Annotated in this window: 24 protein-coding genes; 16 read left to right on the top strand and 8 right to left on the bottom strand. The window is 59.8% G+C overall.

Features of this window, described 5'->3' with window-relative positions:
* Nucleotides 1–20 precede the first annotated feature (20 nt).
* A complete protein-coding gene (locus tag J1G18_RS05785) occupies nt 21–1874 on the bottom strand; it encodes a DUF4105 domain-containing protein (protein WP_098965703.1) in 1854 nt (617 codons plus the stop codon).
* 264 nt (nt 1875–2138) lie between these two features.
* A complete protein-coding gene (locus J1G18_RS05780) occupies nt 2139–2627 on the bottom strand; it encodes a DUF3015 domain-containing protein (RefSeq protein WP_007909797.1) in 489 nt (162 codons plus the stop codon).
* A 300-nt stretch (nt 2628–2927) separates the two neighbouring features.
* On the opposite strand from J1G18_RS05780, the gene J1G18_RS05775 reads away from it, so the two are divergent.
* Both J1G18_RS05775 and J1G18_RS05770 read left to right on the top strand, forming a co-directional pair.
* Entirely contained in the window at nt 2928–5366 is a 2439-nt protein-coding gene (locus J1G18_RS05775) for a Lon protease family protein (protein WP_027612829.1), read from the top strand.
* 326 nt (nt 5367–5692) lie between these two features.
* Nucleotides 5693–6022, top strand: coding sequence for a hypothetical protein (locus tag J1G18_RS05770; protein WP_007963794.1), 330 nt, complete (start codon nt 5693–5695; stop codon nt 6020–6022).
* A gap of 6 nt (nt 6023–6028) precedes the next feature.
* On the opposite strand, the gene J1G18_RS05765 is transcribed toward J1G18_RS05770, so the two are convergent.
* The gene (locus tag J1G18_RS05765) at nt 6029–7861 is read right to left on the bottom strand and encodes a hypothetical protein (RefSeq protein ID WP_098965701.1); all 1833 of its coding nucleotides are present in this window, start codon (nt 7859–7861) and stop codon (nt 6029–6031) included.
* A gap of 174 nt (nt 7862–8035) precedes the next feature.
* Here J1G18_RS05765 and J1G18_RS05760 point away from each other — a divergent pair, with 174 nt between their 5' ends.
* The 3 genes from J1G18_RS05760 to J1G18_RS05750 all read left to right on the top strand — a co-directional run bounded on the left by J1G18_RS05760 (nt 8036) and on the right by J1G18_RS05750 (nt 9704).
* Entirely contained in the window at nt 8036–8524 is a 489-nt protein-coding gene (locus tag J1G18_RS05760; protein WP_007963798.1) for a TIGR00645 family protein, read from the top strand.
* A 135-nt stretch (nt 8525–8659) separates the two neighbouring features.
* Entirely contained in the window at nt 8660–8965 is a 306-nt protein-coding gene (locus J1G18_RS05755; protein ID WP_096795239.1) for a DUF6482 family protein, read from the top strand.
* Nucleotides 8966–9086: 121 nt separating this feature from the next.
* Nucleotides 9087–9704 (top strand): FKBP-type peptidyl-prolyl cis-trans isomerase, encoded by a 618-nt coding sequence (locus J1G18_RS05750; protein WP_003228367.1) that lies wholly within the window; start codon nt 9087–9089, stop codon nt 9702–9704.
* 137 nt (nt 9705–9841) lie between these two features.
* On the opposite strand, the gene J1G18_RS05745 is transcribed toward J1G18_RS05750, so the two are convergent.
* The 3 genes from J1G18_RS05745 to J1G18_RS05735 form a co-directional block, all read right to left on the bottom strand.
* Nucleotides 9842–10099, bottom strand: a complete 258-nt coding sequence (locus J1G18_RS05745; RefSeq protein ID WP_003228365.1) for a hypothetical protein — start codon at nt 10097–10099, stop codon at nt 9842–9844.
* A gap of 204 nt (nt 10100–10303) precedes the next feature.
* Nucleotides 10304–10645, bottom strand: a complete 342-nt coding sequence (locus tag J1G18_RS05740; RefSeq protein WP_003228364.1) for a zinc ribbon domain-containing protein YjdM — start codon at nt 10643–10645, stop codon at nt 10304–10306.
* A gap of 180 nt (nt 10646–10825) precedes the next feature.
* Nucleotides 10826–11794: a polyprenyl synthetase family protein gene (locus J1G18_RS05735; protein WP_003228362.1), complete on the bottom strand. Its 969-nt coding sequence runs from the start codon at nt 11792–11794 to the stop codon at nt 10826–10828.
* A gap of 241 nt (nt 11795–12035) precedes the next feature.
* Here J1G18_RS05735 and rplU point away from each other — a divergent pair, with 241 nt between their 5' ends.
* The 5 genes from rplU (at nt 12036) to J1G18_RS05710 (ending at nt 15774) form a co-directional block, all read left to right on the top strand.
* Nucleotides 12036–12347: a 50S ribosomal protein L21 gene (gene rplU / locus J1G18_RS05730; RefSeq protein WP_003228361.1), complete on the top strand. Its 312-nt coding sequence runs from the start codon at nt 12036–12038 to the stop codon at nt 12345–12347.
* A 35-nt stretch (nt 12348–12382) separates the two neighbouring features.
* Nucleotides 12383–12640, top strand: a complete 258-nt coding sequence (gene rpmA / locus J1G18_RS05725) for a 50S ribosomal protein L27 (RefSeq protein ID WP_003228360.1) — start codon at nt 12383–12385, stop codon at nt 12638–12640.
* A 194-nt stretch (nt 12641–12834) separates the two neighbouring features.
* Nucleotides 12835–14058: an Obg family GTPase CgtA gene (cgtA, locus tag J1G18_RS05720; RefSeq protein ID WP_003228358.1), complete on the top strand. Its 1224-nt coding sequence runs from the start codon at nt 12835–12837 to the stop codon at nt 14056–14058.
* Between the two features lie 118 nt (nt 14059–14176).
* A complete protein-coding gene (proB, locus tag J1G18_RS05715) occupies nt 14177–15295 on the top strand; it encodes a glutamate 5-kinase (RefSeq protein WP_098965699.1) in 1119 nt (372 codons plus the stop codon).
* A gap of 11 nt (nt 15296–15306) precedes the next feature.
* Nucleotides 15307–15774 carry a CreA family protein gene (locus J1G18_RS05710; RefSeq protein ID WP_003228353.1) on the top strand — a complete coding sequence of 156 codons (468 nt, stop codon included), beginning with the start codon at nt 15307–15309 and terminating at the stop codon, nt 15772–15774.
* A gap of 183 nt (nt 15775–15957) precedes the next feature.
* Here J1G18_RS05710 and rpsT read toward each other — a convergent pair whose 3' ends face one another.
* Nucleotides 15958–16230, bottom strand: a complete 273-nt coding sequence (gene rpsT / locus J1G18_RS05705) for a 30S ribosomal protein S20 (protein ID WP_003228351.1) — start codon at nt 16228–16230, stop codon at nt 15958–15960.
* Nucleotides 16231–16482: 252 nt separating this feature from the next.
* Here rpsT and murJ point away from each other — a divergent pair, with 252 nt between their 5' ends.
* From murJ to ispH, 6 genes are all read left to right on the top strand, one after another.
* A complete protein-coding gene (gene murJ, locus J1G18_RS05700; protein ID WP_134787365.1) occupies nt 16483–18021 on the top strand; it encodes a murein biosynthesis integral membrane protein MurJ in 1539 nt (512 codons plus the stop codon).
* 129 nt (nt 18022–18150) lie between these two features.
* Nucleotides 18151–19089, top strand: coding sequence for a bifunctional riboflavin kinase/FAD synthetase (gene ribF, locus J1G18_RS05695; protein ID WP_003228347.1), 939 nt, complete (start codon nt 18151–18153; stop codon nt 19087–19089).
* A 13-nt stretch (nt 19090–19102) separates the two neighbouring features.
* Nucleotides 19103–21934: an isoleucine--tRNA ligase gene (ileS, locus tag J1G18_RS05690; RefSeq protein ID WP_098965695.1), complete on the top strand. Its 2832-nt coding sequence runs from the start codon at nt 19103–19105 to the stop codon at nt 21932–21934.
* Nucleotides 21927–22439 carry a signal peptidase II gene (lspA, locus tag J1G18_RS05685; RefSeq protein WP_007963824.1) on the top strand — a complete coding sequence of 171 codons (513 nt, stop codon included), beginning with the start codon at nt 21927–21929 and terminating at the stop codon, nt 22437–22439. Before ileS ends, lspA begins: the two co-directional genes overlap by 8 nt.
* 7 nt (nt 22440–22446) lie before the next feature.
* Nucleotides 22447–22884, top strand: coding sequence for an FKBP-type peptidyl-prolyl cis-trans isomerase (gene fkpB / locus J1G18_RS05680; protein WP_177325639.1), 438 nt, complete (start codon nt 22447–22449; stop codon nt 22882–22884).
* 187 nt (nt 22885–23071) lie between these two features.
* Nucleotides 23072–24016, top strand: a complete 945-nt coding sequence (ispH, locus tag J1G18_RS05675; protein ID WP_223007220.1) for a 4-hydroxy-3-methylbut-2-enyl diphosphate reductase — start codon at nt 23072–23074, stop codon at nt 24014–24016.
* Here the strand turns inward: ispH and J1G18_RS05670 are convergent.
* The gene (locus tag J1G18_RS05670; RefSeq protein ID WP_135296592.1) at nt 23973–24542 is read right to left on the bottom strand and encodes a GspH/FimT family pseudopilin; all 570 of its coding nucleotides are present in this window, start codon (nt 24540–24542) and stop codon (nt 23973–23975) included. The two genes, ispH and J1G18_RS05670, sit on opposite strands and share 44 nt — an antisense overlap.
* Between the last annotated feature and the right edge of the window lie 70 nt (nt 24543–24612).

The following is a 24612-nucleotide window of genomic DNA, read 5'->3' as shown; positions in this document are numbered from 1 at the left end:
GTTATGGATTGGGCTTCAGATCAGTAGTGGTACCACTTCACCTCAAGCATCACTTCGGTTTCCGGTGTCGCCACATGACTGAACTCACGCTGCGCACTCAGGCGCAAACCGAGGTTGCGCGACAATTCCCACTGCTGGTTCAGGCTCAGGCTGCGGCGCACTTCACCATTGAAGAAGTAATCGCCCTTGGCTTCCAGGCTGAGATTGCCCAACGGGTTTTTCCACAACACGCCGGTATTGAAACCGCCGGCCGGGGAGACGAACTCGGCGAAGTCATTGTTGTGTTCAACGCGCACGGTGCCGAGGGCAAAACCCAATACGTCATCACCTAACGCCCAGGTACCGCCACCACCACCGTTGACGTGGCTGACCAGCGTCTCGTCATCATGCTTGCCCGGCACCCGCTCAAGGCCACCGGTGACTTGCCACGACAGAGGCTGCAGCAGTTCATTGCGCGGGGTCAGCGAGCGGATGGTCGCCAGGTCCAGTTGCTGGAACTGCCACTGGTTGCCTTCGTATTGACGCAGCTTCATCTGCAGGATTTCGATCTGCGCGCCAAGGGGGAAGCTTTCGGCGTTGTCATTGAGATCGTGATAAGCCATGCGCAAACCGTATTCACCGAACGCACGATCACCGCGGGTGCCGATGCCGGCCTGCCAGGTGCGTGATTCGTGGCCGTCTTCGGGCAGGCCCGGTTGTGGAATCTGCAATTCCGGCGCCGGGTTCTTGTTGATCGCCCGCAGCAGTTCGAAGCTGCGCTGTGCACGTTGCGCATCACGTTCCTGCCCGTTGGCGCGGTAACGCTCCAGACGATAGGCGGCATCGATGATCAGCGCCTGACGATCCCGGGGCAGGGCCTTGAAGGTCGGCTCCTGCAACACCTGTTGATCGGCGCTGACCTTCAGCACCCATTGCTGTTCTTCCTTGTTCAACGGCTCGGCGCGGCTGAGCAGTTCACGCTCGCGGGACGGGCGATATTCGATGCTTTCCACCAGCCCGGCTTCTTTCACCGCTTTGACCGTATCGGTAGGGATGGCGGTCAGCGGGAATTGCTCGGTCAGGCGCAGGCTCGGACGTGCCACTTGCAGCAGTTCGAGCAGGCGATAGGAGCAGTTTTCGTCGAAGAAGAAATAGTCGAACTGGATCTGCTTCAGCTCCCATACATGCTCGACCATGCGCGCGGTTTCTGCTTGGGTCAGGTTCAGCCGGTATTCCCACAGATCGCGGTTTTCCAGGCTGCGGTACTCGGAGAGTTTTTCCTGGTACGGCACCAGTGCGAACAGCCCCGGGTAGCCACCCATCAAGCCCTTCCAGGCGTAAAGGATGCTGTTGTCCGAGCCTTCGATGTAGGCGCCGAAGTTGATCGCGTAACTCAGCAGCGAAGTCTTGTCGCTTTGCACGTCAGCCTGGTCGATGCGCAGCAGGGTGTGGCCGAACATCGACGACGGGCTGTTGAGGTAGGCCGCCGGGAAGATCATCACCGCACTGTGCGGCGAGACGTCCTTGAACCACTTCTTGAATTCGGCGCAATCGGGGGCGGGCAGGTCGGTCAGATTGAGTTGTGCTTTCAGCCAGCGCGTACGCGCCGGGTAGACACACTGTGCATGCTGTTCGCCGAGACTGGCCGGGGCGTACAGCGCCTGCACGGTGGCGGCCAGTTCATGGTCGGGGTGTTCGTTGCCATCGGGCGCGAGAAAGAATTTCCTGTCGCTGACATAGCTGCGCCAGCCGCCGAGTTTGGCGGTTTCGTAATGACCGAGGGAAATCCAGAAGCGGTCGTTGGCCAGTTGCTGCAAACGTTGAGGGTCGATGTGAGGCGCGGCGGACAGCGGGGCGCAGACACAGAGCGCCAGCCAGGCAAGGCGTTTGAGCATAAGTGGCAACTTAAGTCGAAAGAAAATAAAACCCGGATCGGGCTGCGATCACTCCCCTGTGGCGAGGGGATTTATCCCCGATGGGCTGCGAAGCGGCCCTCATACCTGCAAAACTCGGTGTATCAGATACACCGAATTGAATGGTTTCACGACTGCTCCGCAGCCGATCGGGGATAAATCCCCTCACCACAGGTTCAGCGTCACATTCGAGTGATTGCACTCAAAACAAAACCCGCTTCCCGAAAGAAGCGGGTGGGGTCGAGCTTAAGCCTGAGTTGCGTACTTGGCCAGACGTGGGTCCGACTTCAGCACGGCCAGGGTGTTGGTATGCACGTCTTCTGCGGTCACGTCAGCTTTGCTGAAGATCTGCTGGAAGTGCTCGTGAGTGACAGCAGCGAAGTGCGCACGGTCTTCCGGCGCCACGCCCAGTACCACGGCGTAGGTCGTCAGCGCTTCGCCGTTGCCCTTGGCCATGTCTTCGGACAGCTCGTTCATCATGCCATTCATGGCGAACCAGGATTTACCGCCGTAGGTCAGCGACGCGTTGGTCGAGCAACCGTTGGTGCCGGAAGTCATACCGAACGTAGCGTTACCGGAGGTGCCGTTAGTGGTGGATGCCAGGAAATGTGCCGGGGTGCCACGCTGACCTTCGAACAGCATGTTGCCCCAACCGCAATCCGGGCCACCCGGGGCTTGCGCCATGGCGTTGATGGAAACAGCGGTGAAGAGAGTACCGAGAAGAATCCGTTTCATAGCTTTGTTCTCTTTGTGTGCATACCAATGGACAGGGTTCTGGCCCCCCAAGCGCTGTCTAGACAGACTCTTTTGAAGCCAGTGGGCCGGTTATTGTTCCAGCCGCGCAGTTTGGAGTTTAGGCACGTTCCTGTGGTTCCGTGATTTTTTGCTGATTATTCGTTGATGTCCCCGGTTTCACGGGGCCGGCTGCGGAGCAGGGCGCTTGTCTATGCTTTGTCGTGTGGCGCGCCTTGCCAGTGGGGCACGGGCAGCGCCAGAATGCCGCTATCCGCCCCGCCTGATTGTTAAGGAAGCCCGATGCCTGATCCTGTTGCTGCCAGCCTGCGTATAGCGCCCGAAGCGCTGACTCGTCCGTTTTCCGCTGAACAGTTCAGCTTCACTACCACCAATGATCTGGAGCCCTTTCGCGGTGTGCTCGGCCAGGAACGTGCGGTCGAAGCCTTGCAGTTCGGTGTGGCGATGCCACGCCCCGGTTACAACGTCTTTGTCATGGGCGAGCCCGGCACTGGTCGCTTCTCGTTCGTCAAACGCTACCTGAAGGCCGAAGGCAAGCGCCTGCAGACCCCGGCGGACTGGGTCTACGTCAATAATTTCGATGAGCCGCGCGAGCCCCGCGCGCTGGAATTGCCTTCTGGCACTGCGGCTTCGTTCATCGGTGACATCAACGGCCTGATCGATAACCTGCTGGCAACCTTTCCGGCCGTGTTCGAACACCCGTCCTACCAGCAGAAGAAAAGTGCCATCGACCGCGCCTTCAACCAGCGCTACGACAAGGCCCTCGATATCATCGAACGGCTGGCGCTGGAGAAGGACGTCGCCCTGTATCGCGACAGCAGCAATATCGCCTTCACGCCGATGCTTGAAGGCAAGGCGCTGGATGAAGCGGAATTCGCCCAATTGCCGGAAGCCGAGCGCGAACGGTTTCACGAAGACATCTCCGGCCTCGAAGAGCGTCTGAACGAAGAACTCGCCAGCCTGCCGCAGTGGAAGCGCGAGTCGAACAATCAGTTGCGTCAGCTCAACGAAGAAACCATCACCCTGGCCTTGCAGCCGTTGCTCTCGCCGTTGTCCGAGAAGTACGCGGAGAACGCTGCGGTCTGCGGTTACCTGCAAGCGATGCAGGTGTACTTGCTGAAAACCGTGGTCGAGCAACTGGTCGACGACAGCAAGACCGACGCCGTGGCGCGCAAGCTGCTGGAAGAGCAATACGCGCCGAGCCTGGTGGTCGGTCATCCGGCCAGCGGCGGGGCGCCGGTAGTGTTCGAGCCGCACCCGACTTACGAAAACCTGTTCGGGCGCATCGAGTACACCACCGATCAGGGCGCGCTTTACACCACTTACCGGCAGTTGCGTCCAGGTGCTTTGCATCGGGCCAATGGCGGTTTTTTGATTCTTGAAGCGGAAAAAATGCTCAGCGAGCCGTTCGTGTGGGACGCGCTGAAACGCGCCCTGCAATCGCGCAAGCTGAAAATGGAATCGCCGCTGGGCGAGATGGGCCGTTTCGCCACGGTGACCCTCAACCCGCAACACATTCCGTTGCAGGTCAAAGTCATCATCATCGGCGCGCGGCAGTTGTATTACACGCTGCAGGACCTCGATCCGGACTTCCAGGAGATGTTCCGCGTGCTGGTCGACTTCGACGAAGACATCCCGATGGTCGACGAAAGTCTGGAGCAATTTGCCCAGTTGCTGAAAACCCGTACTTCGGAGGAAGGCATGGCGCCGCTGACCGCCGATGCGGTGGCGCGTCTGGCGACCTACAGCGCACGGCTGGCCGAGCATCAGGGGCGTTTGTCGGCGCGGATCGGCGATCTGTTCCAACTGGTCAGTGAAGCGGATTTCATTCGTCATCTGGCCGGTGATGAAATGACCGATGCCGGGCACATCGAGCGTGCGCTGAAAGCCAAGGCCACTCGCACCGGTCGGGTCTCGGCGCGGATTCTCGACGACATGCTCGCCGGGATCATCCTGATCGACACCGACGGCGCCGCGGTCGGCAAGTGCAACGGGCTGACTGTGCTCGAAGTGGGTGATTCGGCGTTCGGTGTGCCGGCGCGGATTTCCGCCACGGTGTACCCGGGCGGCAGCGGTATCGTCGACATCGAGCGCGAGGTCAACCTTGGGCAACCGATCCACTCCAAGGGCGTGATGATCCTTACCGGGTACCTGGGCAGCCGTTACGCTCAGGAATTCCCGCTGGCGATCTCCGCGAGCATCGCGCTGGAGCAATCCTACGGTTACGTTGATGGCGACAGCGCATCGCTGGGCGAGGCTTGCACGCTGATTTCGGCGCTGTCGAAAACCCCGCTCAAGCAGTGCTTTGCGATCACCGGTTCGATCAACCAGTTCGGCGAAGTGCAGGCAGTCGGCGGGGTCAACGAAAAGATCGAAGGCTTTTTCCGCCTGTGCGAAGCACGCGGGCTGACGGGCGAGCAGGGCGCGATCATTCCGCAGGCCAACGTCGCCACGCTGATGCTCGACGAGAAGGTGCTGGCGGCGGTGCGCGCCGGGCAGTTCCACGTGTATGCCGTGCGTCAGGCTGACGAAGCGCTGAGCCTGTTGGTCGGCGAGCCGGCCGGTGAGCCGGATGCTGACGGTCAGTTCCCCGAGGGCAGCGTCAACGCGCGCGTGGTCGAGCGTCTGCGGGTGATTGCCGAGATGATCAGTGAAGACGACCTCAAAGAGGCGGAAAAGGAACTGGCGCAGGAGGCACTAGCCGAAGCCAAACCAGCCTGACCGCAAACGCGGTAAAAACTGTGGGAGGGGGCTTGCTCCCGAAGGCGGTGTACCAATCGACACATTAGTTGATTGAGACACCGCCTTCGGGAGCAAGCCCCCTCCCACAGTTGTTTCTCCAGATTGATTTTTGTGGTGATCTTCGGGAAAAGTGCCACTACTCTGACGTCAGAATTCACACAATGACCATTCGGCGCCTTCTGGTTCTATCCAGCTTGCGCGGCGGACTTTTCTTCTATTCTCTGCTCAAGGACATCGACAGTATCACTGGATCGAAACAGCCTTCGCGTGAAGGCTGAATACAGGCTTTACCGAGGGTCGCCGCCATGTCGCGCAACCTCTGCCTCACCCGTCAGTGCCTGGGTCTTGTGACCCGCATCGAATGCGCCATCAAACCGTTGGCCGGCGATAACGGCATGTGGACCTTGCTCTTCGCTGCCGGCATGGCCGGCGAACAACCCTCCGCCATCAAGGCCCAGGGCCCGTTTCACGGGCCGGTCGCCGCCGAGTCGATTCTCGACACTATTGTGGAAAGCCTGACGATGCACGGCTACGAGCTGGCCGACGATCCGCAGATCTGGAGCCTGCACCTGCAGGCACAGTTGCGCCAGATCAATGGCGGGCGTGGGCGTACGGTCGGCGTGTTCGACCACTAGGCGCAATCATGGCGCGGTGTCGGACTGCTGCGCCTTGTCGAGTTTGACCTCAAAGCCGTATTGCACGGTATTGAGCTCGGTCCGCTGATAGGTCTCCACGTGCGTTGGACGGCCATAGAAGTAATGCACGCCGAACAGCGCCGGGCCATCCGCACTCGCGTCGTGACTGACCGAGAGAATCTGTTTCAGGTAGTTGCCGCTGTCGTCCTTGACGAAGAATCGCCAGGCGTTGGCCGGAAACAGTTTCAGGTCCACCACCAACGTGTTGTTCTTGATCTCCAGGCCTTTGGGCAGGGATTTGGCGTCGTAGGCTTTTTTCTCCACGCTGGCGAGAAACAGCGGCATCGACCCCACGGCAATCGCCGGGGTTTCCGGAAACAGGTTCAAATCGTAAGTGATGGTCGCCTGCAGCGGATCGACCTGATACGCCTCGGGCGGCAGTTCGATCGGCTCATCGAGTTTGCCGCTGCGTTTCTCGGTGAAGAACGTCACGGGACTCTCGCCGGGGCTGAAATCATCACCGAGCAATTCATCGTTGAAGGTTCGCCGGTGAGAGAACTCGATGCGTGCAGCGCTCGGATCCTCCACGGACTGATGGATGCGGATACCGGCCTTCAACGCTTCCTCGGTGAGGCTCGCGCCCTTGAGCCAGTTCGGCGCCAGATCGTCATAGACGACCACCGCCGGGTCCAGCGGTTGGATGGCTTTTTCGGTGGTGTGCTGGCTGAAAGTGCGCACTGGCAGATCCAGTGTTTTGCGGGTCACGGTTGCCGATGAGAAATCCAGCACGCTGACTTCGAGGGTGTCGATGGGGCCGTTGAAGTAGACCTTGTTGTAGCGGCGCGGATGCTGCTGCTCGAAGGTCTGCTGTTCGTCCTCCAGCTGTTTTTCCAACGCCTCGCTCCAGGTTTTCTGCTGTTGCAGATACGCCAGTTGTTTCTCGTAGAAGGCGACTTGTGCCGGGCTCTCATTGATTGAGCCGGCGCGCACCAGGTATTGCCCGCTGGTGTCACGGGCCTGAACGATGACTGGATTGAGCTGCGCACCCTCGACCTCAGGGGCCAGTGGCAGGCTGTTGCTGAATTCGACTTCGGCGTAGTTCTTTTCAAGCTTCAACAGGGTGACGCTGAGGTTGTCATCGGTGCGGGTCTGGCCGACGTCCTTCTGGCTCAGGTTGAAGCTGAACAGGCGGCGCGGCGCGATGACTTCGACTTTGCCTTGCAGGCTCACCGGTTGTGGCTGGCTCTTCTTGTCCACGTCCAGCCCTTCGATGAACGGGTAGGTCACGGTCAGGTCATCGGGGTTGTTGACGTTGGAGCTGGACGGGCTCAACTGAATGCCGGGATCGGTTTCCGACCACTCCGGCTGATAGGCGATCACGCGCTTGTTGCTCAGGGTCACCGACTGCCATTCCACGCCGTGCGGGAATAGAAAGCCGCCGGGAATGTTCAGGTTGAACGGGAATACCGGTTGCAGGTCGGTAAGGTAATCGGAGCTGGCGTCCTTGTGCAGCACGAACAGTCCGTTGATAAAGGTATCGACCAGCGCCTGCGGCGAAGGGTAGTGCTTGAGGATGCCGAGGGTGTCTTCGCCGTAGACGGTTTTCAGCGGTGTGCTGTCGAGCTTGAGCTGCGCGCGTTCGAGCAGCAGCAGCGAACCGCCGAGTTCGGTCACGGCGTCCTTGAGTTTCGGGTCGGTAATGGCGTCCAGTGAGTGTTCGAAGGTTGCCGTCTTCGCGTCGAGGCTGACCGAGGGCTTTTTCTCATCGCCGGGTGAGCAGCCACCCAGCAGCAGAACGAGGCAAATTCCGGCAGTCGTCAACGGTAATCGCACATGCATTTCCAGTCGTCCTGTCCACTTTCGCTAGGCGGTCAATGGTTTGGACAGTAGCAGAAAAAAATTCACACACACACGCAGGTTGCGGTGATGGGAGGTGCGAGCCGGGCGGTTTCTGGCGGTCACGGGCGGCTGGTATACTCGCCGCCGATTTCAATCCTTATTGTGTGAGAGTCAATGGAACGCTTTATCGAAAATGCAATGTACGCCACGCGCTGGCTGCTGGCGCCGATCTATATCGGGCTGTCCCTCGGGCTGCTGGCGCTGGCATTGAAATTCTTCCAGGAAGTGTTTCATGTCATTCCCAACGTGTTTTCCATGGCCGAATCGGATCTGATCCTGGTGCTGCTGTCGCTGATCGACATGGCGCTGGTGGGCGGCCTGCTGGTGATGGTGATGATTTCCGGCTACGAGAACTTCGTGTCCGAGCTGAACATCGACGAAGGCAAAGAGAAGCTCAGCTGGCTGGGCACCATGGATTCCTCGTCGCTGAAGATGAAAGTGGCGGCGTCGATCGTGGCGATTTCCTCGATCCACCTGCTGCGGATCTTCATGGATGCCAAGAACGTCGATCCCGAGCACCTGATGTGGTACGTGATCATCCACATGACCTTCGTGATTTCGGCGTTCGCGATGGGTTACCTGGACAAGCTCACCAAGCACTGATCATTGTTTGATCGCTGCAAAAACACCGCCCGTCTGTTGCGAAACAGACGGGCGGTGTCGTTTGTGGCTTGTGCTTTGGCGCGCGCGGGCATATCCCTGTAAGGGTCCTGGCTCGCCACCGCACGAGGTGCGTTCATGAACCTGCAAGAGTTGAATGCGTTTGCCATCGCCAGAAAGGTCGATGAGCTGAACCTGATCTCCATGGAGGGCGGGATTTATCTGCTCGAGGCGCGGATGCACGGGGCGGCGTACCCGCTGAGTGATCTCAAGGGCGAGATGCTGCAGCTGCGTTCGGTGGAGCATGCACGGGATCTATTGCATAACTTTCCGGTGCTGCCGTTCAACCTCGTACACACCTCGGTGCACGATGAAATGTGCGGCCTGGGCGTCAGTGACGAGGAAAGCCTGAAAGTGCCGCTGGCCTGGCGCTCGGCCCTGTAGGCGTTGCGCCCCATCGCCGGGCATCTGTGCTAGTCTGCTCGCCCTTTTGGTTCCGGGCGCGCCGGGACGCGCTGTGCACGCACGGCAAGTCTGATGGCCGTCCGCACAGCGGAGCAGTGTCATGTCCGAAGTAAATCTGTCCACCGACGAAACCCGCGTCAGCTACGGTATTGGCCGTCAGCTGGGTGACCAGCTGCGCGACAACCCGCCACCGGGTGTCAGCCTGGACGCCATCCTGGCCGGTCTGACCGACGCATTCGCCGGCAAGCCAAGCCGTGTCGATCAGGAAGCCATGTCCGCCAGCTTCAAAGTGATCCGCGAGATCATGCAAGCCGAAGCCGCTGCCAAGGCTGAAGCCGCCGCAGGCGAAGGCCGTGCGTTCCTGGCTGAAAACGCCAAGAAAGAAGGCATCACCACCCTGGCTTCCGGTCTGCAATTCGAAGTGCTGACCCAGGGCGAAGGCGCCAAGCCATCCCGTGAAGACACCGTGCGTACTCACTACCACGGCATGCTGATCGACGGCACTGTGTTCGACAGCTCCTACGATCGTGGCCAGCCAGCAGAATTCCCGGTGGGCGGCGTGATCGCCGGCTGGACCGAAGCCCTGCAACTGATGAATGCCGGCAGCAAATGGCGCTTGTACGTGCCGAGCGAACTGGCTTACGGCGCTCAAGGCGTTGGCAGCATCCCGCCGCACAGCGTTCTGGTATTCGACGTCGAGCTGCTGGACGTTCTGTAAGACCTGGCCTGTCCCTGTGACAGGTCAATGATGTGGGAGCGGGCTTGCTCGCGAAGGCGTCCTTTCTGGCAACCCATCCGTTGCCTGACACAGCGCTTTCGCCAGCAGGCTGGCTCCCACAGTTTCCATGGCGCTGATCATATTTCGATCTTGTGATGCAGCTCATTGGTCGGGCGCAACGCCCGGGCATAGCAGAACAGGAACAGATTGCGCACCAGCTCCTTGAGCACCAGCGGTTCGCTGGAATTCAGGCTGCTGACGTCCAGATCACCCTGATCCTGCAGCTCATGCAGGGCTTCTTCTTCCAGTACCGCACAGACTTCGCCGGTTTCCCGATGCAGGATCCTGAGGTACGGGTGTGGGCGATCCAGCCAGGCGTCGATCAAATAAGTCATGGGTCTCATCTCCTTGAAAGGTTTCAATGAGAATAATTCTTATTCGTCAAATAGCAAGTGCCTATTGGCGGAATGCGATTTTTTCCGGGTAAAGATTGCGTAAGGTCAAAACGGCTGGCGTCTGGCTATTACGCGAGAATGCGGGGGCTGGCGGGGAGGGTGACGCACCATCCCGCGGCGGGCACGGGATGGCTGACAGCAGGATCAGACCTTTCTGACGAACTCGGACTTGAGCTTCATCGGGCCGATGCCGTCGATCTTGCAGTCGATGTCGTGGTCGCCGTCGCACAGGCGGATATTCTTGACCTTGGTGCCGACCTTGACCACCAGCGAAGTGCCCTTGACTTTCAGGTCCTTGATCACGGTGATGGTGTCGCCGTCCTGCAACACGTTGCCGACCGAATCTTTCTTCACGGCATCATCGGATGCCACTTCGGCTTCGCCGTTGGCCGACCACTCGTGGGCGCACTCCGGGCAGATCAGTTGGGCACCGTCTTCGTAGGTGTATTCGGAATTGCATTTCGGGCAGGGTGGCAACGTGCTCACTAAGGCTCCTTGATAGGGGATCGCTAAAAGTCGCACATTGTATAGGGTTTTACGCGCAGGAGGGCATAGAGCAGAAACAACTGTGGGAGCGGGCTTGCTCGCGAATGCGGTGTGTCATTGAACATTAATGTTGAATGACAGGTTGCTTTCGCGAGCAAGCCCGCTCCCACAGAAGGCAGATCAGTGCGTGCGGGCGACCGCAAATTCGCTCAGTTCCACCAGTGCATCGCGGTATTCGCTGGCCGGCAGCGCGTCGAGGCACTTGATCGCACGGGCCACGTAGTCGCGGGCCAGTTGCGCGGTGTACTCCAGCGAACCCGAGGCTTCCACGGCGATGCGGATACTTTCGAGGTCTTCGATCCCGCCTTTCTGGATCGCCTGACGTACCAGAGCAGCTTGCTCCGGCGTACCTTCGCGCATGGTGTAGATCAGCGGCAGGGTCGGCTTGCCTTCGGCCAGATCGTCACCGACGTTCTTGCCCAGAGTCTCGGCATCACCCTTGTAGTCCAGCAGGTCGTCGACCAGCTGGAATGCCACACCGAGGTGATCACCGAAGGTGCGCAGGGCTTCGCTCTGCTCGGCGGTGGCACCGGCCAGTGCGGCGGCGCTGTGGGTCGAGGCTTCGAAAAGCATCGCGGTCTTGCCGCGGATGACTTCCATGTAGGTTTCTTCGGTGGTGCTGGCGTCGCGTACCTTGGACAGTTGCAACACTTCGCCTTCTGCGATGATGCGCGTGGCCTGGGACAGGATCTTCATCACCGGCATCGAGCCCAGCTCGACCATCATTTCGAACGAGCGCGAGTACAGGAAGTCGCCGACCAGCACGCTCGGGGCGTTGCCCCACATAGCGTTGGCGGTCGAGCGGCCACGGCGCATGCCGGACATGTCGACCACGTCGTCATGCAGCAGGGTCGCGGTGTGCAGGAATTCGATGGTGGCGGCCAGCAGGCGCATGTCGTCGCCTTCGCGACCCAGGGCCTTACCGCACAGCAGCACCAATAAAGGACGCAGGCGTTTGCCGCCGGCCGAGGTGATGTAATCGCCGATTTTCGATACCAGCGGCACTCGGGAAGTCAGCTGCTTCTTGATGATGCCGTCGACGGCGTTAAAATCGTCCGCCACCGCGCGGTAGAAAGCTTGGGGTTGCATCAGCGACAGTTGCTCCAGAAGGGTTGCGCGGCATGCTAGGACCCACACCGGGGCCTGTCAAGGCGCGATGGACGGCCACTTGCGTGACTCTCGCGGCTTGCGTACAATCGCGCACCCTGAACTTCCTGGGCAGCACCTGCCTTACGCAATTGCACTTGGGCCGTTCCAGCCCCATGCAGCCATGCCAGCCAATACCTCTTCTTATAAAGAGCTGGGTGAGCAGGATTATCGGAGAAATACCATGTACGCAGTAATCGTTACCGGCGGTAAGCAATACAAGGTCGCTGAAGGTGAATACCTGAAGATCGAAAAACTGGAAGTCGCTACTGGCGAATCCGTGACTTTTGACCGCGTTCTGCTGGTCGCCAATGGCGACGACGTGAACATCGGCGCACCTGTTGTTGCTGGCGCAACCGTCAAGGCTGAAGTGATCTCCCAAGGTCGTCACGATAAAGTCCGCATCATCAAGTTCCGTCGCCGTAAGCACCACATGAAGCGTATGGGCCACCGCCAGTGGTTCACCGAGATCAAAATCACCGGTATTCAGGCTTAATTACAGCCTAATTCCTCACTAGGAGAATTGAACTCATGGCACACAAAAAAGCTGGTGGTAGTACCCGTAACGGTCGCGACTCAGAAGCCAAACGCCTTGGCGTGAAGATGTATGGCGGCCAGGTCATCAAGGCCGGCAACATCATCGTGCGTCAGCGCGGCACCCAATTCCACGCTGGCTACGGCGTTGGCATGGGTAAGGATCACACCCTCTTCGCGAAAATCGAAGGCGTGATCAAGTTTGAAGTAAAAGGCGCCTTCGGTCGTCGTTACGTGAGCGTTGTCGCGGCTTAATCGCGAGATCGCTGGAAGAGCCCTGTCTTGCGACGGGGCTTTTTCGTTTGTGGGGTGAGTCTCTTGCAAAACTGTTTGTATGGGCTGTCGGCGTGCGATGCAGGTCGTGTTTTGGGGTCGCTGCGCTCATTTTTGCAAGAGTCTTATGTCTTGATTGTTTTTCGGCTCGTCCGTATGGCGAGAGGCGTTGAGTTATGAAGTTTGTAGACGAAGTATCGATCCGCGTAAAAGCTGGCGACGGCGGCAATGGCTGCATGAGTTTCCGTCGGGAAAAATTCATTGAAAACGGCGGCCCGAACGGCGGTGATGGCGGTGACGGTGGTTCCATCTACATGATGGCCGACGAAAACCTCAACACCCTGGTCGACTACCGTTACACCCGGCACTTCGATGCCGAGCGTGGCTCCAACGGCGGCAGCACCGATTGCACCGGCAAGAAGGGTGAAGACCTGATCCTGCGCGTGCCGGTCGGTACCACCGTGATCGACTCGGCCACCCAGGAAGTGATTGGCGACCTGACCAAGGCCGGCCAGAAACTGATGGTAGTGCAGGGCGGTTGGCACGGTCTGGGTAACACCCGTTTCAAATCCAGTACCAACCGTGCGCCGCGCCAGACCACTCCGGGCAAGCCGGGTGAGCAGCGCGATCTGAAACTGGAAATGAAAGTGCTGGCTGACGTTGGTCTGCTGGGCTTGCCGAATGCCGGTAAAAGTACCTTTATCCGTTCGGTGTCGGCGGCCAAGCCGAAAGTTGCCGACTACCCGTTCACCACGCTGGTGCCGAACCTGGGTGTGGTCAGCGTTGACCGCTGGAAAAGCTTCGTCATCGCCGACATTCCGGGGCTGATCGAAGGCGCTTCCGACGGTGCCGGCCTGGGTATTCGCTTCCTCAAGCACTTGGCGCGTACGCGTCTGTTGCTGCACCTCGTCGACATGGCGCCGCTGGATGACACCAGTGCACCGGACGCGGCTGAAGTGATCGTCAACGAGCTGGTCAAATTCAGTCCGTCGCTGGCCGAGCGTGATCGCTGGCTGGTGCTGAACAAGTGTGACCAGATCCTCGAGGAAGAGCACGAAGAGCGCGTCAAGGAAATCGTTGATCGCCTGCAGTGGGAAGGTCCTGTCTACGTGATCTCGGCCATCGCCAAAGAAGGCACCGAGCGCCTGACCCGCGACATCATGCGTTATCTGGAAGATCGTGCCGATCGCCTGGCTAACGACCCGGCGTACAAGGAAGAGCTGGCCGATCTCGATCAGCGCATCGAAGACGAAGCTCGTGCGCAGTTGCAGGCGCTGGATGACAAGCGTGCCCTGCGTCGCAGCGGCGTGAAGTCGGTCCACGACATCGGCGACGATGACTGGGACGAAGAAGATGTGGATGATGAAGACGGTCCGGAAATCATTTACGTGCGCGACTGATTCGTTGCAGTAAACTTAAGCGCCGCTCAATCGAGCGGCGTTTTAGTATCTGGAAATCGGTAGTCACGATTAACGGGCAGCGCTGGGTCGCGCTGTCCTCAAGCTAAGGTTGAAGATGATGCGGAGCAAAGTGACAGGTGCGCAGCGTTGGGTCGTGAAGATCGGCAGCGCTTTGCTGACAGCTGATGGCAAAGGGCTGGATCGTGCGGCAATGAGTGTCTGGGTCGAGCAAATGGTCGCCCTGCATGAGTCAGGTGTCGAGTTGGTGCTGGTGTCCTCCGGGGCGGTGGCTGCCGGCATGAGTCGTCTGGGCTGGACCGCACGACCCAGTGCGATGCACGAGCTCCAGGCCGCTGCTGCAATCGGCCAGATGGGCTTGGTGCAGGCCTGGGAGTCGAGCTTTGCCGAGCATGGCCGGCACACCGCGCAGATTCTCCTGACTCACGATGACCTGTCCGACCGCAAGCGCTACCTGAACGCCCGCAGCACTCTGCGTGCCCTGGTCGAGCTGAAAGTCATCCCGGTGATCAATGAAAACGACACAGTTGTCACCGACGAGATCCGTTTCGGCGACAACGACACGCTCGCGGCGCTGGTGGCCAACCTGGTCGAGGCTGATCTGCTGGTGATCCTCACCGATCGCGACGGCATGTTCGACGCCGACCCGCGCAATAACCCTGATGCGCAACTGATTTACGAAGCGCGCGCCGATGATCCGACGCTTGATGCGGTGGCGGGCGGTACTGGTGGCGCGCTGGGGCGTGGCGGCATGCAGACCAAGCTGCGTGCGGCGCGGCTGGCGGCGCGCTCCGGGGCGCACACGATCATCGTTGGTGGGCGTCTGGAGCGAGTGCTCGATCGCCTGAAGGCTGGCGAGCGCATCGGTACGCTGCTGTCGCCTGAGCGCGGCATGCTCGCGGCGCGCAAGCAGTGGCTGGCCGGGCATCTGCAGACTCGCGGCACACTGGTGCTGGACGAGGGCGCGGTGTCGGCATTGTCGCAGGGCAACAAGAGTCTGTTGCCGGTCGGCGTCAAATTGGTTCAGGGCAGTTTCCGTCGCGGCGAGATGGTGGTTTGCGTGGCGCCGGACGGTCGCGAGATTGCCCGTGGCCTGGCCAACTACAGTGCGCTTGAAGCGCAAAAAATCATTGGTCAGTCGTCGGACGCGATTGTCGGCGTGCTGGGCTACATGGCTGAGCCGGAACTGGTTCACCGTGACAACCTGATTCTGGTCTGAGGAAAAGCGCGATGCGTATGGCAAAAGGATTGTTGGGTCTGCTGATGGCGTTGCCATTGCTGGCCTCGGCCGAGGAAATCGGTCAGGTGTCGACGGTATTCAAGTTCGTCGGCCCGAACGACCGGATTGTGGTCGAGGCTTTCGATGATCCGAAGGTCGACGGTGTGACCTGCTACCTGTCTCGCGCCAAGACGGGAGGGGTGAAGGGTGGTCTGGGTCTGGCCGAGGATCGCGCCGAGGCGTCGATCGCCTGTCGTCAGGTCGGTCCGATCAAGTTCAAGGGCGAACTGAAGGATGGTGATGAGGTGTTCAAGGAGCGCACGTCGCTGGTATTCAAGACCATGCAGGTGGTGCGTTTCCTCGACAAGAAGCGCAATACGCTGGTGTACCTGGTTTACAGCGATCGCGTGATCGAGGGTAGCCCGCAGAATGCGGTGACGGCGATCCCGATCGTGCCGTGGGTGCCGGTCCAGCAATAACGCCGCAAATCCACAATGTGGGAGCGGGCTTGTTCGCGAAGAGGTCGTGTCAGTCGCTAGAGATGCCGGCTGACAGATTGTATTCGCGAGCAAGCCCGCTCCCACTTTTTTATGTGCGGGATTCACCAAATCGCAGGCAATAAAAAACCGACCCTAAGGTCGGTTTTTTAATGACTACGTCGATTAAGCAGCTTCTTTCAGTGCCTTGACGTGGCCATTCAGACGGCTCTTATGACGAGCAGCCTTGTTCTTGTGGATGATGCCTTTATCGGCCATGCGGTCGATAACTGGCACAGCCAGAACGTATGCAGCTTGAGCTTTTTCAGCGTCTTTTGCGTCGATGGCCTTAACTACATTCTTGATGTAGGTACGAACCATGGAACGCAGGCTGGCGTTGTGGCTGCGACGCTTCTCAGCCTGTTTTGCACGTTTTTTGGCGGAAGGTGAGTTGGCCACCGTCGAGCTCCTCGAAAGACTTTTTAGGAAATAGCAAACAAAATAGGCCGCGAATCATGCCGATGAAGAGAAGTCTTGTCAAGGGCGCTTGAAACGTTCCGCTAAGTGGTAGGTGTAAAGAGGCGGGATATTTATTTCCGGCGCTTGACCTGTAAACTCGCGAGCTTTGGCTCTGTGCTGTTGCGGCGCAGAGTATCGCACAAGTAGGCGCATTGTTCGCCTGCTGTTTATCGACAGGCACACATTCCCTCAATGAATCTGCTCAAATCGTTGGCCGCCGTCAGCTCTATCACCATGCTTTCCCGGGTTCTCGGGTTCGTCCGTGACACGCTCATCGCTCGCACGTTCGGTGCCGGAATGGCGACGGATGCCTTTTTTATTGCCTTCAAACTGCCCAACCTGCTGCGGCGAATCTTCGCCGAGGGCGCGTTCTCGCAGGCCTTTGTGCCGATTCTGGCGGAATACAAGAGTCAGCAGGGTGAAGAGGCGACCCGTACCTTTATTGCTTATGTCTCGGGCCTGCTGACCCTGGTGCTGGCATTGGTCACCGTGCTGGGCATGATCGCCGCGCCGTGGGTGATCTGGGCCACGGCGCCGGGTTTTGCCGACACGCCGGAAAAATTCCAGCTCACCTCCGACCTGCTGCGGGTGACGTTCCCTTATATATTGCTGATCTCCCTGTCCTCGCTGGCCGGGGCGATTCTCAACACCTGGAACCGCTTTTCGGTGCCAGCGTTCGTGCCGACCCTGCTCAACGTCAGCATGATTGTGTTTTCGCTGTTTCTCACGCCGTATTTCGATCCACCAGTCATGGCCCTCGGCTGGGCGGTACTGGTCGGTGGTCTGGCGCAGTTGCTCTATCAACTGCCGCACTTGAAAAAAATCGGCATGCTGGTGCTGCCGCGTCTGAATCTGCGCGATACCGGCGTCTGGCGAGTGATGAAGCAAATGCTGCCGGCGATCATCGGTGTCTCGGTCAGCCAGATTTCGCTGATCATCAACACCATTTTCGCCTCGTTCCTGGTGGCCGGTTCGGTGTCGTGGATGTATTACGCCGACCGTTTGATGGAATTGCCGTCCGGCGTGCTCGGCGTAGCGTTGGGCACGATTTTGCTGCCGACGCTGGCCAAGACTTATGCGAGCAAGGATCGCCACGAATACTCGCGGATCCTCGATTGGGGCCTGCGCCTATGCTTCGTGTTGGTGTTGCCGTGTGCGCTGGCGCTGGGGATTCTTGCCGAGCCGCTGACCGTGTCACTGTTCCAGTACGGCCAGTTCAGCGCGTTTGATGCGTCCATGACCCAGCGTGCGCTGATTGCCTATTCTGTCGGTCTGCTCGGAATTATCGTGATCAAAGTGCTGGCGCCGGGCTTTTACGCGCAACAGAACATCCGCACCCCGGTAAAAATCGCAATCTTCACCCTGATCGTCACTCAACTGTTCAACCTGGTGTTGATCGGGCCGCTGGCTCACGCCGGTCTGGCGCTGGCGATCAGTGCCGGTGCCTGCCTCAATGCCGGGCTGCTGTTCTATCAACTGCGCAAGCAAAAGATGTATCAGCCGCAACCGGGCTGGTACATGTTCGGCTTCAAACTGGTAGTGGCGGTAGCGGTCATGTCGGCGGTATTACTACTGGGCATGCATTTCATGCCGGCCTGGGATCAGGGGCACATGCTGGAGCGCTTCCTGCGTCTGGGGGCATTGGTAGTTGCCGGTGTGGTGGCATATTTCGGTATGTTGCTGCTGCTCGGTTTCCGTCTGCGCGACTTCAATCGCAAGGCTTTGAGCTGAGGTTTCAGCCTTTATAAACGGGCGCGGGCCGGCAGTTTTGTCGGCTCGATCACTTTGCGTTACGGTGTTGCCTGTCGTCGACCGTCGGGTGTGGTTATAATCGACCACTTTATGAGCAAGAAGCGCGTTATGCAGCTGGTTCGAGGCCTCCACAACTTGCGCCCCCAGCATCGGGGCTGCGTCGCCACTATTGGCAACTTTGACGGTGTTCACCGTGGTCACCAGGCTATCCTGGCCCGGCTGCGTGAGCGTGCGCTCGAGTTGGGGGTACCCAGCTGCGTGGTGATTTTCGAGCCGCAGCCACGGGAATTCTTTGCCCCGGAGACCGCTCCGGCGCGTCTGGCCCGCTTGCGTGACAAGCTGCAGCTGCTGGCCGCCGAAGGCGTCGACCGGGTGTTGTGCCTGGCTTTCAATCAGCGCCTGAGCAAGCTCAGCGCCAGTGAGTTCGTCGATACCATCCTGGTGGACGGCCTCGGCGTGCAGCATCTGGAAGTCGGCGACGATTTCCGCTTCGGCTGCGATCGCCTTGGCGATTTCGATTTTCTGCTGCAGGCCGGCCAGGTTCACGGTTTTACCGTGGAAGCCGCGCAAACCGTCGAGCTGGACGGCATTCGCGTCAGCAGCACTCAGGTGCGCAACGCGTTGGCCGCCGCCGATTTTGCCTTGGCCGAACGCTTGCTCGGTCGCCCGTACCGGATCGCCGGTCGCGTGCTGCACGGTCAGAAACTGGCCCGGCAACTGGGTACGCCCACTGCCAACATTCAACTCAAGCGCCGTCGCGTACCGTTCACCGGGGTTTACCTGGTGGATGTGGACATCGACGGCAAGACCTGGCCCGGCGTCGCCAATATTGGCGTGCGGCCTACGGTCCAAGGTGATGGCAAAGCCCACCTTGAAGTTCATCTACTGGATTTTGCCGGCGATCTGTATGACCGGCGTCTGACGGTGGTTTTCCACCAAAAGCTGCGTGAAGAGCAGCGTTTCGCCTCCCTGGAGGCACTGAAAACGGCGATCAACGCGGATGTCGCCGCCGCCCGTGCACTAGCCGCACCTAGCGCCCATCGCTAATGAAGAGCCTTAAATGACCGACTATAAAGCCACGCTAAACCTTCCGGACACCGCCTTCCCAATGAAGGCCGGCCTGCCACAGCGCGAACCGCAGATCCTGCAGCGCTGGGACAGTATTGGCCTGTACGGAAAGTTGCGCGAGATTGGCAAGGATCGTCCGAAGTTCGTCCTGCACGACGGCCCTCCGTACGCCAACGGCACGATCCACATCGGTCACGCACTGAACAAGATTCTCAAGGACATGATCATCCGCTCGAAGACCCTGTCGGGCTTCGACGCGCCGTATGTCCCGGGCTGGGACTGCCACGGCCTGCCGATCGAGCACAAGGTTGAAGTGACCCACGGCAAGAACCTGGGCGCGGACAAGACCCGTGAGCTGTGCCGTGCCTACGCCACCGAGCAGATCGAAGGACAGAAGACCGAGTTCATCCGCCTCGGCGTGCTGGGCGACTTCGCCAACCCGTACAAGACCATGAACTTCAAGAACGAGGCCGGTGAAATCCGCGCTCTCGCCGAAATCGTCAAGGGCGGTTTCGTGTTCAAGGGCCTGAAGCCGGTGAACTGGTGCTTCGACTGCGGTTCGGCGCTGGCCGAAGCCGAAGTCGAGTACGAGAACAAGAAGTCCTCGACCATCGACGTGGCTTTCCCGATCGCCGACGAAGCCAAACTGGCCGCCGCGTTCGGTCTGCCATCGCTGAGCAAACCCGCTTCGATCGTGATCTGGACCACCACCCCGTGGACCATCCCGGCCAACCAGGCATTGAACGTTCACCCTGAATTCAATTACGCCCTGGTTGATATCGGCGACAAGCTGCTGGTCCTGGCTGAAGAGCTGGTTGAATCCTGCCTGTCGCGTTATGGCGTAGAAGGCACCGTACTGGCCACCGCGCCGGGCGCGGCACTGGAACTGATCAACTTCCGTCACCCGTTCTACGACCGCCTGTCGCCGGTGTACCTGGCCGACTACGTCGAACTGGGCGCCGGCACAGGTGTGGTTCACTCCGCCCCGGCCTACGGTGTGGACGACTTCGTGACCTGCAAGAAGTACGGCATGGTCAACGATGACATCCTCAATCCGGTACAAAGCAACGGCGTGTACGTGCCGTCGCTGGAGTTCTTTGGCGGCCAGTTCATCTGGAAGGCCAACCCGGCCATCGTCGAAAAACTCACCGAAGTCGGTGCGCTGCTGCACACCACCGTCATCGAACACAGCTACATGCATTGCTGGCGCCACAAGACCCCGCTGATCTACCGCGCTACCGCGCAGTGGTTCATCGGCATGGACAAGGAGCCGGTCAGCGGCGACACCCTGCGCGTGCGCTCGCTCAAAGCCATCGAAGACACCAAGTTCGTTCCGGCCTGGGGCCAGGCGCGCCTGCACTCGATGATCGCCAACCGTCCGGACTGGTGCATCTCCCGTCAGCGTAACTGGGGCGTGCCGATCCCGTTCTTCCTCAACAAGGAAAGCGGCGAACTGCACCCACGCACCGTCGAGCTGATGGAAGAAGTCGCCAAGCGCGTTGAAGTCGAAGGCATCGAAGCCTGGTTCAAGCTCGACGCCACCGAACTGCTGGGCGACGAAGCGCCGCTGTACGACAAGATCAGCGATACCCTCGACGTGTGGTTCGACTCGGGCACCACCCACTGGCACGTGCTGCGCGGTTCGCACCCGATGGGTCACGAAACCGGCCCGCGCGCCGACCTGTACCTGGAAGGTTCCGACCAGCACCGCGGCTGGTTCCACTCGTCGCTGTTGACCGGTTGCGCCATCGACAACCACGCGCCGTACCGCGAGTTGCTGACCCACGGTTTCACCGTCGATGAGTCCGGCCGCAAGATGTCCAAATCGCTGGGCAACGTGATTGCGCCGCAGAAAGTCAACGACACCCTGGGCGCCGACATCATGCGTCTGTGGGTTGCGTCGACCGACTACTCCGGCGAAATGGCCGTGTCCGAGCAGATCCTGCAGCGCAGCGCGGACGCCTATCGTCGCATCCGTAACACCGCGCGTTTCCTGCTTTCCAACCTGACCGGTTTCAACCCGGCCACCGACCTGCTGCCGGCTGAAGACATGCTCGCACTGGATCGCTGGGCCGTGGATCGTACCCTGCTGCTGCAACGCGAGTTGCAAGAGCACTACGGCGAATACCGTTTCTGGAACGTCTACTCGAAGATCCACAACTTCTGCGTGCAGGAGCTGGGTGGTTTCTATCTCGACATCATCAAGGATCGCCAGTACACCACCGGCGCCGACAGCAAGGCACGTCGCTCGTGCCAGACCGCGCTGTTCCACATCTCCGAAGCGCTGGTACGCTGGATCGCGCCGATCCTCGCGTTCACCGCCGACGAGCTGTGGCAGTACCTGCCGGGCGAGCGCAACGAATCGGTGATGCTCAACACCTGGTACGAAGGTCTGACCGAGCTGCCGGAAGGCTTCGAGCTGGGTCGTGCCTACTGGGATCGCATCATGGAAGTGAAGGTAGCGGTCAACAAAGAGATGGAAATCCAGCGTGCGGCCAAAGCCGTCGGTGGCAACCTGCAAGCCGAAGTGACGCTGTTCGCCGAAGAGGCGCTGAGTGCCGACCTGGCCAAGCTGAGCAACGAGCTGCGCTTTGTATTGATCACCTCGACTGCCAGCGTGGCACCTTTCGTTCAGGCACCTGCGGACGCGGTAGCCACCGAAGTCAGCGGCCTGAAACTGAAGATCGTAAAATCGGCCTTCCCGAAATGCGCCCGTTGCTGGCACTGCCGCGAAGACGTTGGCGTGAACCCGGAGCATCCGGAAATCTGCGGTCGTTGCGTCGACAACATCAGCGGCGCCGGCGAGGTTCGTCACTATGCCTAACGCCGTTGGCCGTTTCGGACGGTTGAGCTGGCTCTGGTTGAGTTTGCTGGTTCTGGTCATCGACCAAGCCAGCAAGTTCTACTTCGAAGGCAAGCTCGAAATGTTCCAGCAGATCGTGATCATTCCCGATTACTTCAGCTGGACCCTGGCCTACAACACCGGCGCGGCCTTCAGCTTCCTGGCTGACAGCTCCGGCTGGCAGCGCTGGCTGTTCGCCCTGATCGCGATTGTGGTCAGTGCGGTGCTGGTGGTCTGGCTCAAGCGTCTGGGCCGCAACGATACCTGGCTGGCTGTCGCTTTGGCGCTGGTGCTGGGCGGCGCGCTGGGCAATCTGTATGACCGCATTGCCCTGGGCCATGTGATCGACTTCATTCTGGTGCACTGGCAAAACCGCTGGTACTTCCCGGCGTTCAACTTCGCCGACAGCGCCATCACCGTCGGTGCGGTGATGCTGGCACTGGACATGTTCAAAAGTAAGAAAACCGGAGAAGCCGTTCATGACTGAACAGGTATTGGCTGAGCAACGCATCGGCCAGAACACGGAAGTCACTTTGCACTTTGCATTGCGCCTGGAGAACGGCGACACGGTCGACAGCACGTTCGACAAGGCTCCGGCGACCTTCAAGGTCGGCGACGGCAACCTGCTGCCGGGTTTCGAAGCAGCATTGTTCGGCTTCAAGGCCGGCGACAAGCGTACGCTGACCGTCGAGCCGGAAAACGCTTTCGGCCAGCCGAACCCGCAAAACGTGCAGATCATCCCGCGTTCGCAGTTCGTCGACATGGAGTTGTCGCCGGGTTTGCTGGTGATCTTCAATGATGCGGCCAATACTGAGCTGCCGGGTGTGGTGAAAGAGTTCGATGACGCGCAAGTGACCATTGACTTCAACCACCCGCTGGCCGGCAAGACACTGACCTTTGACGTCGAGATCATCAACGTCAAAGCGATCTGAGTACATCGCAGAACAATGGTGGGAGCGGGCTTGCTCGCGAATGCTGACTGACATTCAACATAGACGTTGTCTGACACACTGCTTTCGCGAGCAAGCCCGCTCCCACATTGGATTTTTGCTGTATTTGAGCAATGTGCTCGATCAGCAGGACGTAAATTTATTTCGCGCGCAAGACACGAGGCACAGCATGCAAATCAAACTCGCCAACCCCCGTGGCTTCTGCGCCGGCGTGGACCGGGCGATCGAAATCGTCAACCGCGCCCTGGAAGTCTTCGGGCCGCCGATCTACGTGCGTCATGAAGTGGTGCACAACAAATTTGTCGTCGAAGACCTGCGCAGCCGTGGCGCGATCTTCGTCGAGGAGCTGGATCAGGTGCCGGACGACGTCATCGTAATCTTCAGTGCTCACGGCGTTTCTCAAGCCGTACGCAGCGAAGCCGCCGGCCGTGGCCTGAAGGTATTCGACGCCACTTGCCCGCTGGTGACCAAGGTGCACATCGAAGTCGCGAAATACAGCCGCGACGGCCGTGAGTGCATCCTGATCGGCCACGCCGGTCACCCGGAAGTCGAAGGCACCATGGGCCAGTACGACGCCAGCAATGGCGGCGCGATCTACCTCGTCGAAGACGAGAAAGACGTAGCCGAACTGCAAGTACGGAACCCGGAAAAACTGGCGTTCGTGACCCAGACCACCCTGTCGATGGACGACACCAGTCGGGTGATCGATGCCCTGCGCACACGTTTCCCGGCCATCGGTGGTCCGCGCAAGGACGACATCTGCTACGCCACGCAAAACCGTCAGGACGCGGTCAAGCAACTGGCCGACGAATGCGATGTGGTGTTGGTGGTGGGCAGCCCGAACAGCTCCAACTCCAACCGCCTGCGTGAGCTGGCCGAACGCATGGCCACGCCGGCCTACCTGATCGACGGCGCCGAAGACCTGCAGAAGAGCTGGTTCGAGGGTGTCGAGCGCATAGGCATCACCGCTGGTGCCTCCGCACCGGAAGTGCTGGTTCGCGGCGTGATCCAGCAGTTGCAAGCCTGGGGCGCGACCGGTGCCGATGAACTGGCCGGTCGCGAAGAGAACATCACCTTCTCGATGCCGAAAGAGCTGCGCGTCCGTTCGATCTGACGCTCTTCGCCTTCAGGCACAGCGCCTGCTCAGCCTTTGCGCTGGTCAGGCGCACCCGGCCGGTTGCCGCCAGCACCACCTGGCGCTGGCTGACCGGCTCGCGTGCCGAACAGATATGTAATGTCCCTGCCTGAAATGCCCGCCCGGGCATCAGCGGTTGTCCAAGACTGCTGAAGCGCACGTAACGACTGACCGCCCAATTACCGACAATCGGTGTCCGCCCGTCACTCGTATGCTCCACCAGCAGCGGGTTGCTGCTGTCCAGCGACCCCTTGCCGCTGATATCCAGAATGATCCGCCAGCCCTGACTCCAGTCGCCGTTGATGCCATGGATTACCACGCTCTGGTTGCGGGTGATGGCCAGGGTGCGGGCGTTGCGAATTCCGTCGAGCAGCGACTGCGCCGCTTGGTCGCGATGGGTCGACTCGGTGAAGGTGGCGAACGCCGGGCTGACCAGCGACAGAACAATTGCGCCAATCGCCAGTCCCATAAGCAATTCAATCAGGCTGAAACCCTGTTGCGGCATGACAACTCCCTCCGTGGAGCATGAAGCCCGGCGCGATCCTTTTCGCCGGGCAGGGCAAATCAACCGACGA

The sequence above is a fragment of the Pseudomonas sp. MIS38 genome, assembly GCF_019891575.1.
Classification (GTDB): Bacteria; Pseudomonadota; Gammaproteobacteria; order Pseudomonadales; family Pseudomonadaceae; genus Aquipseudomonas; species Aquipseudomonas putida_A.
The sequence above is the reverse complement of the archived record's forward strand: the minus strand, read 5'-3'. Positions and strand labels throughout refer to the sequence as shown.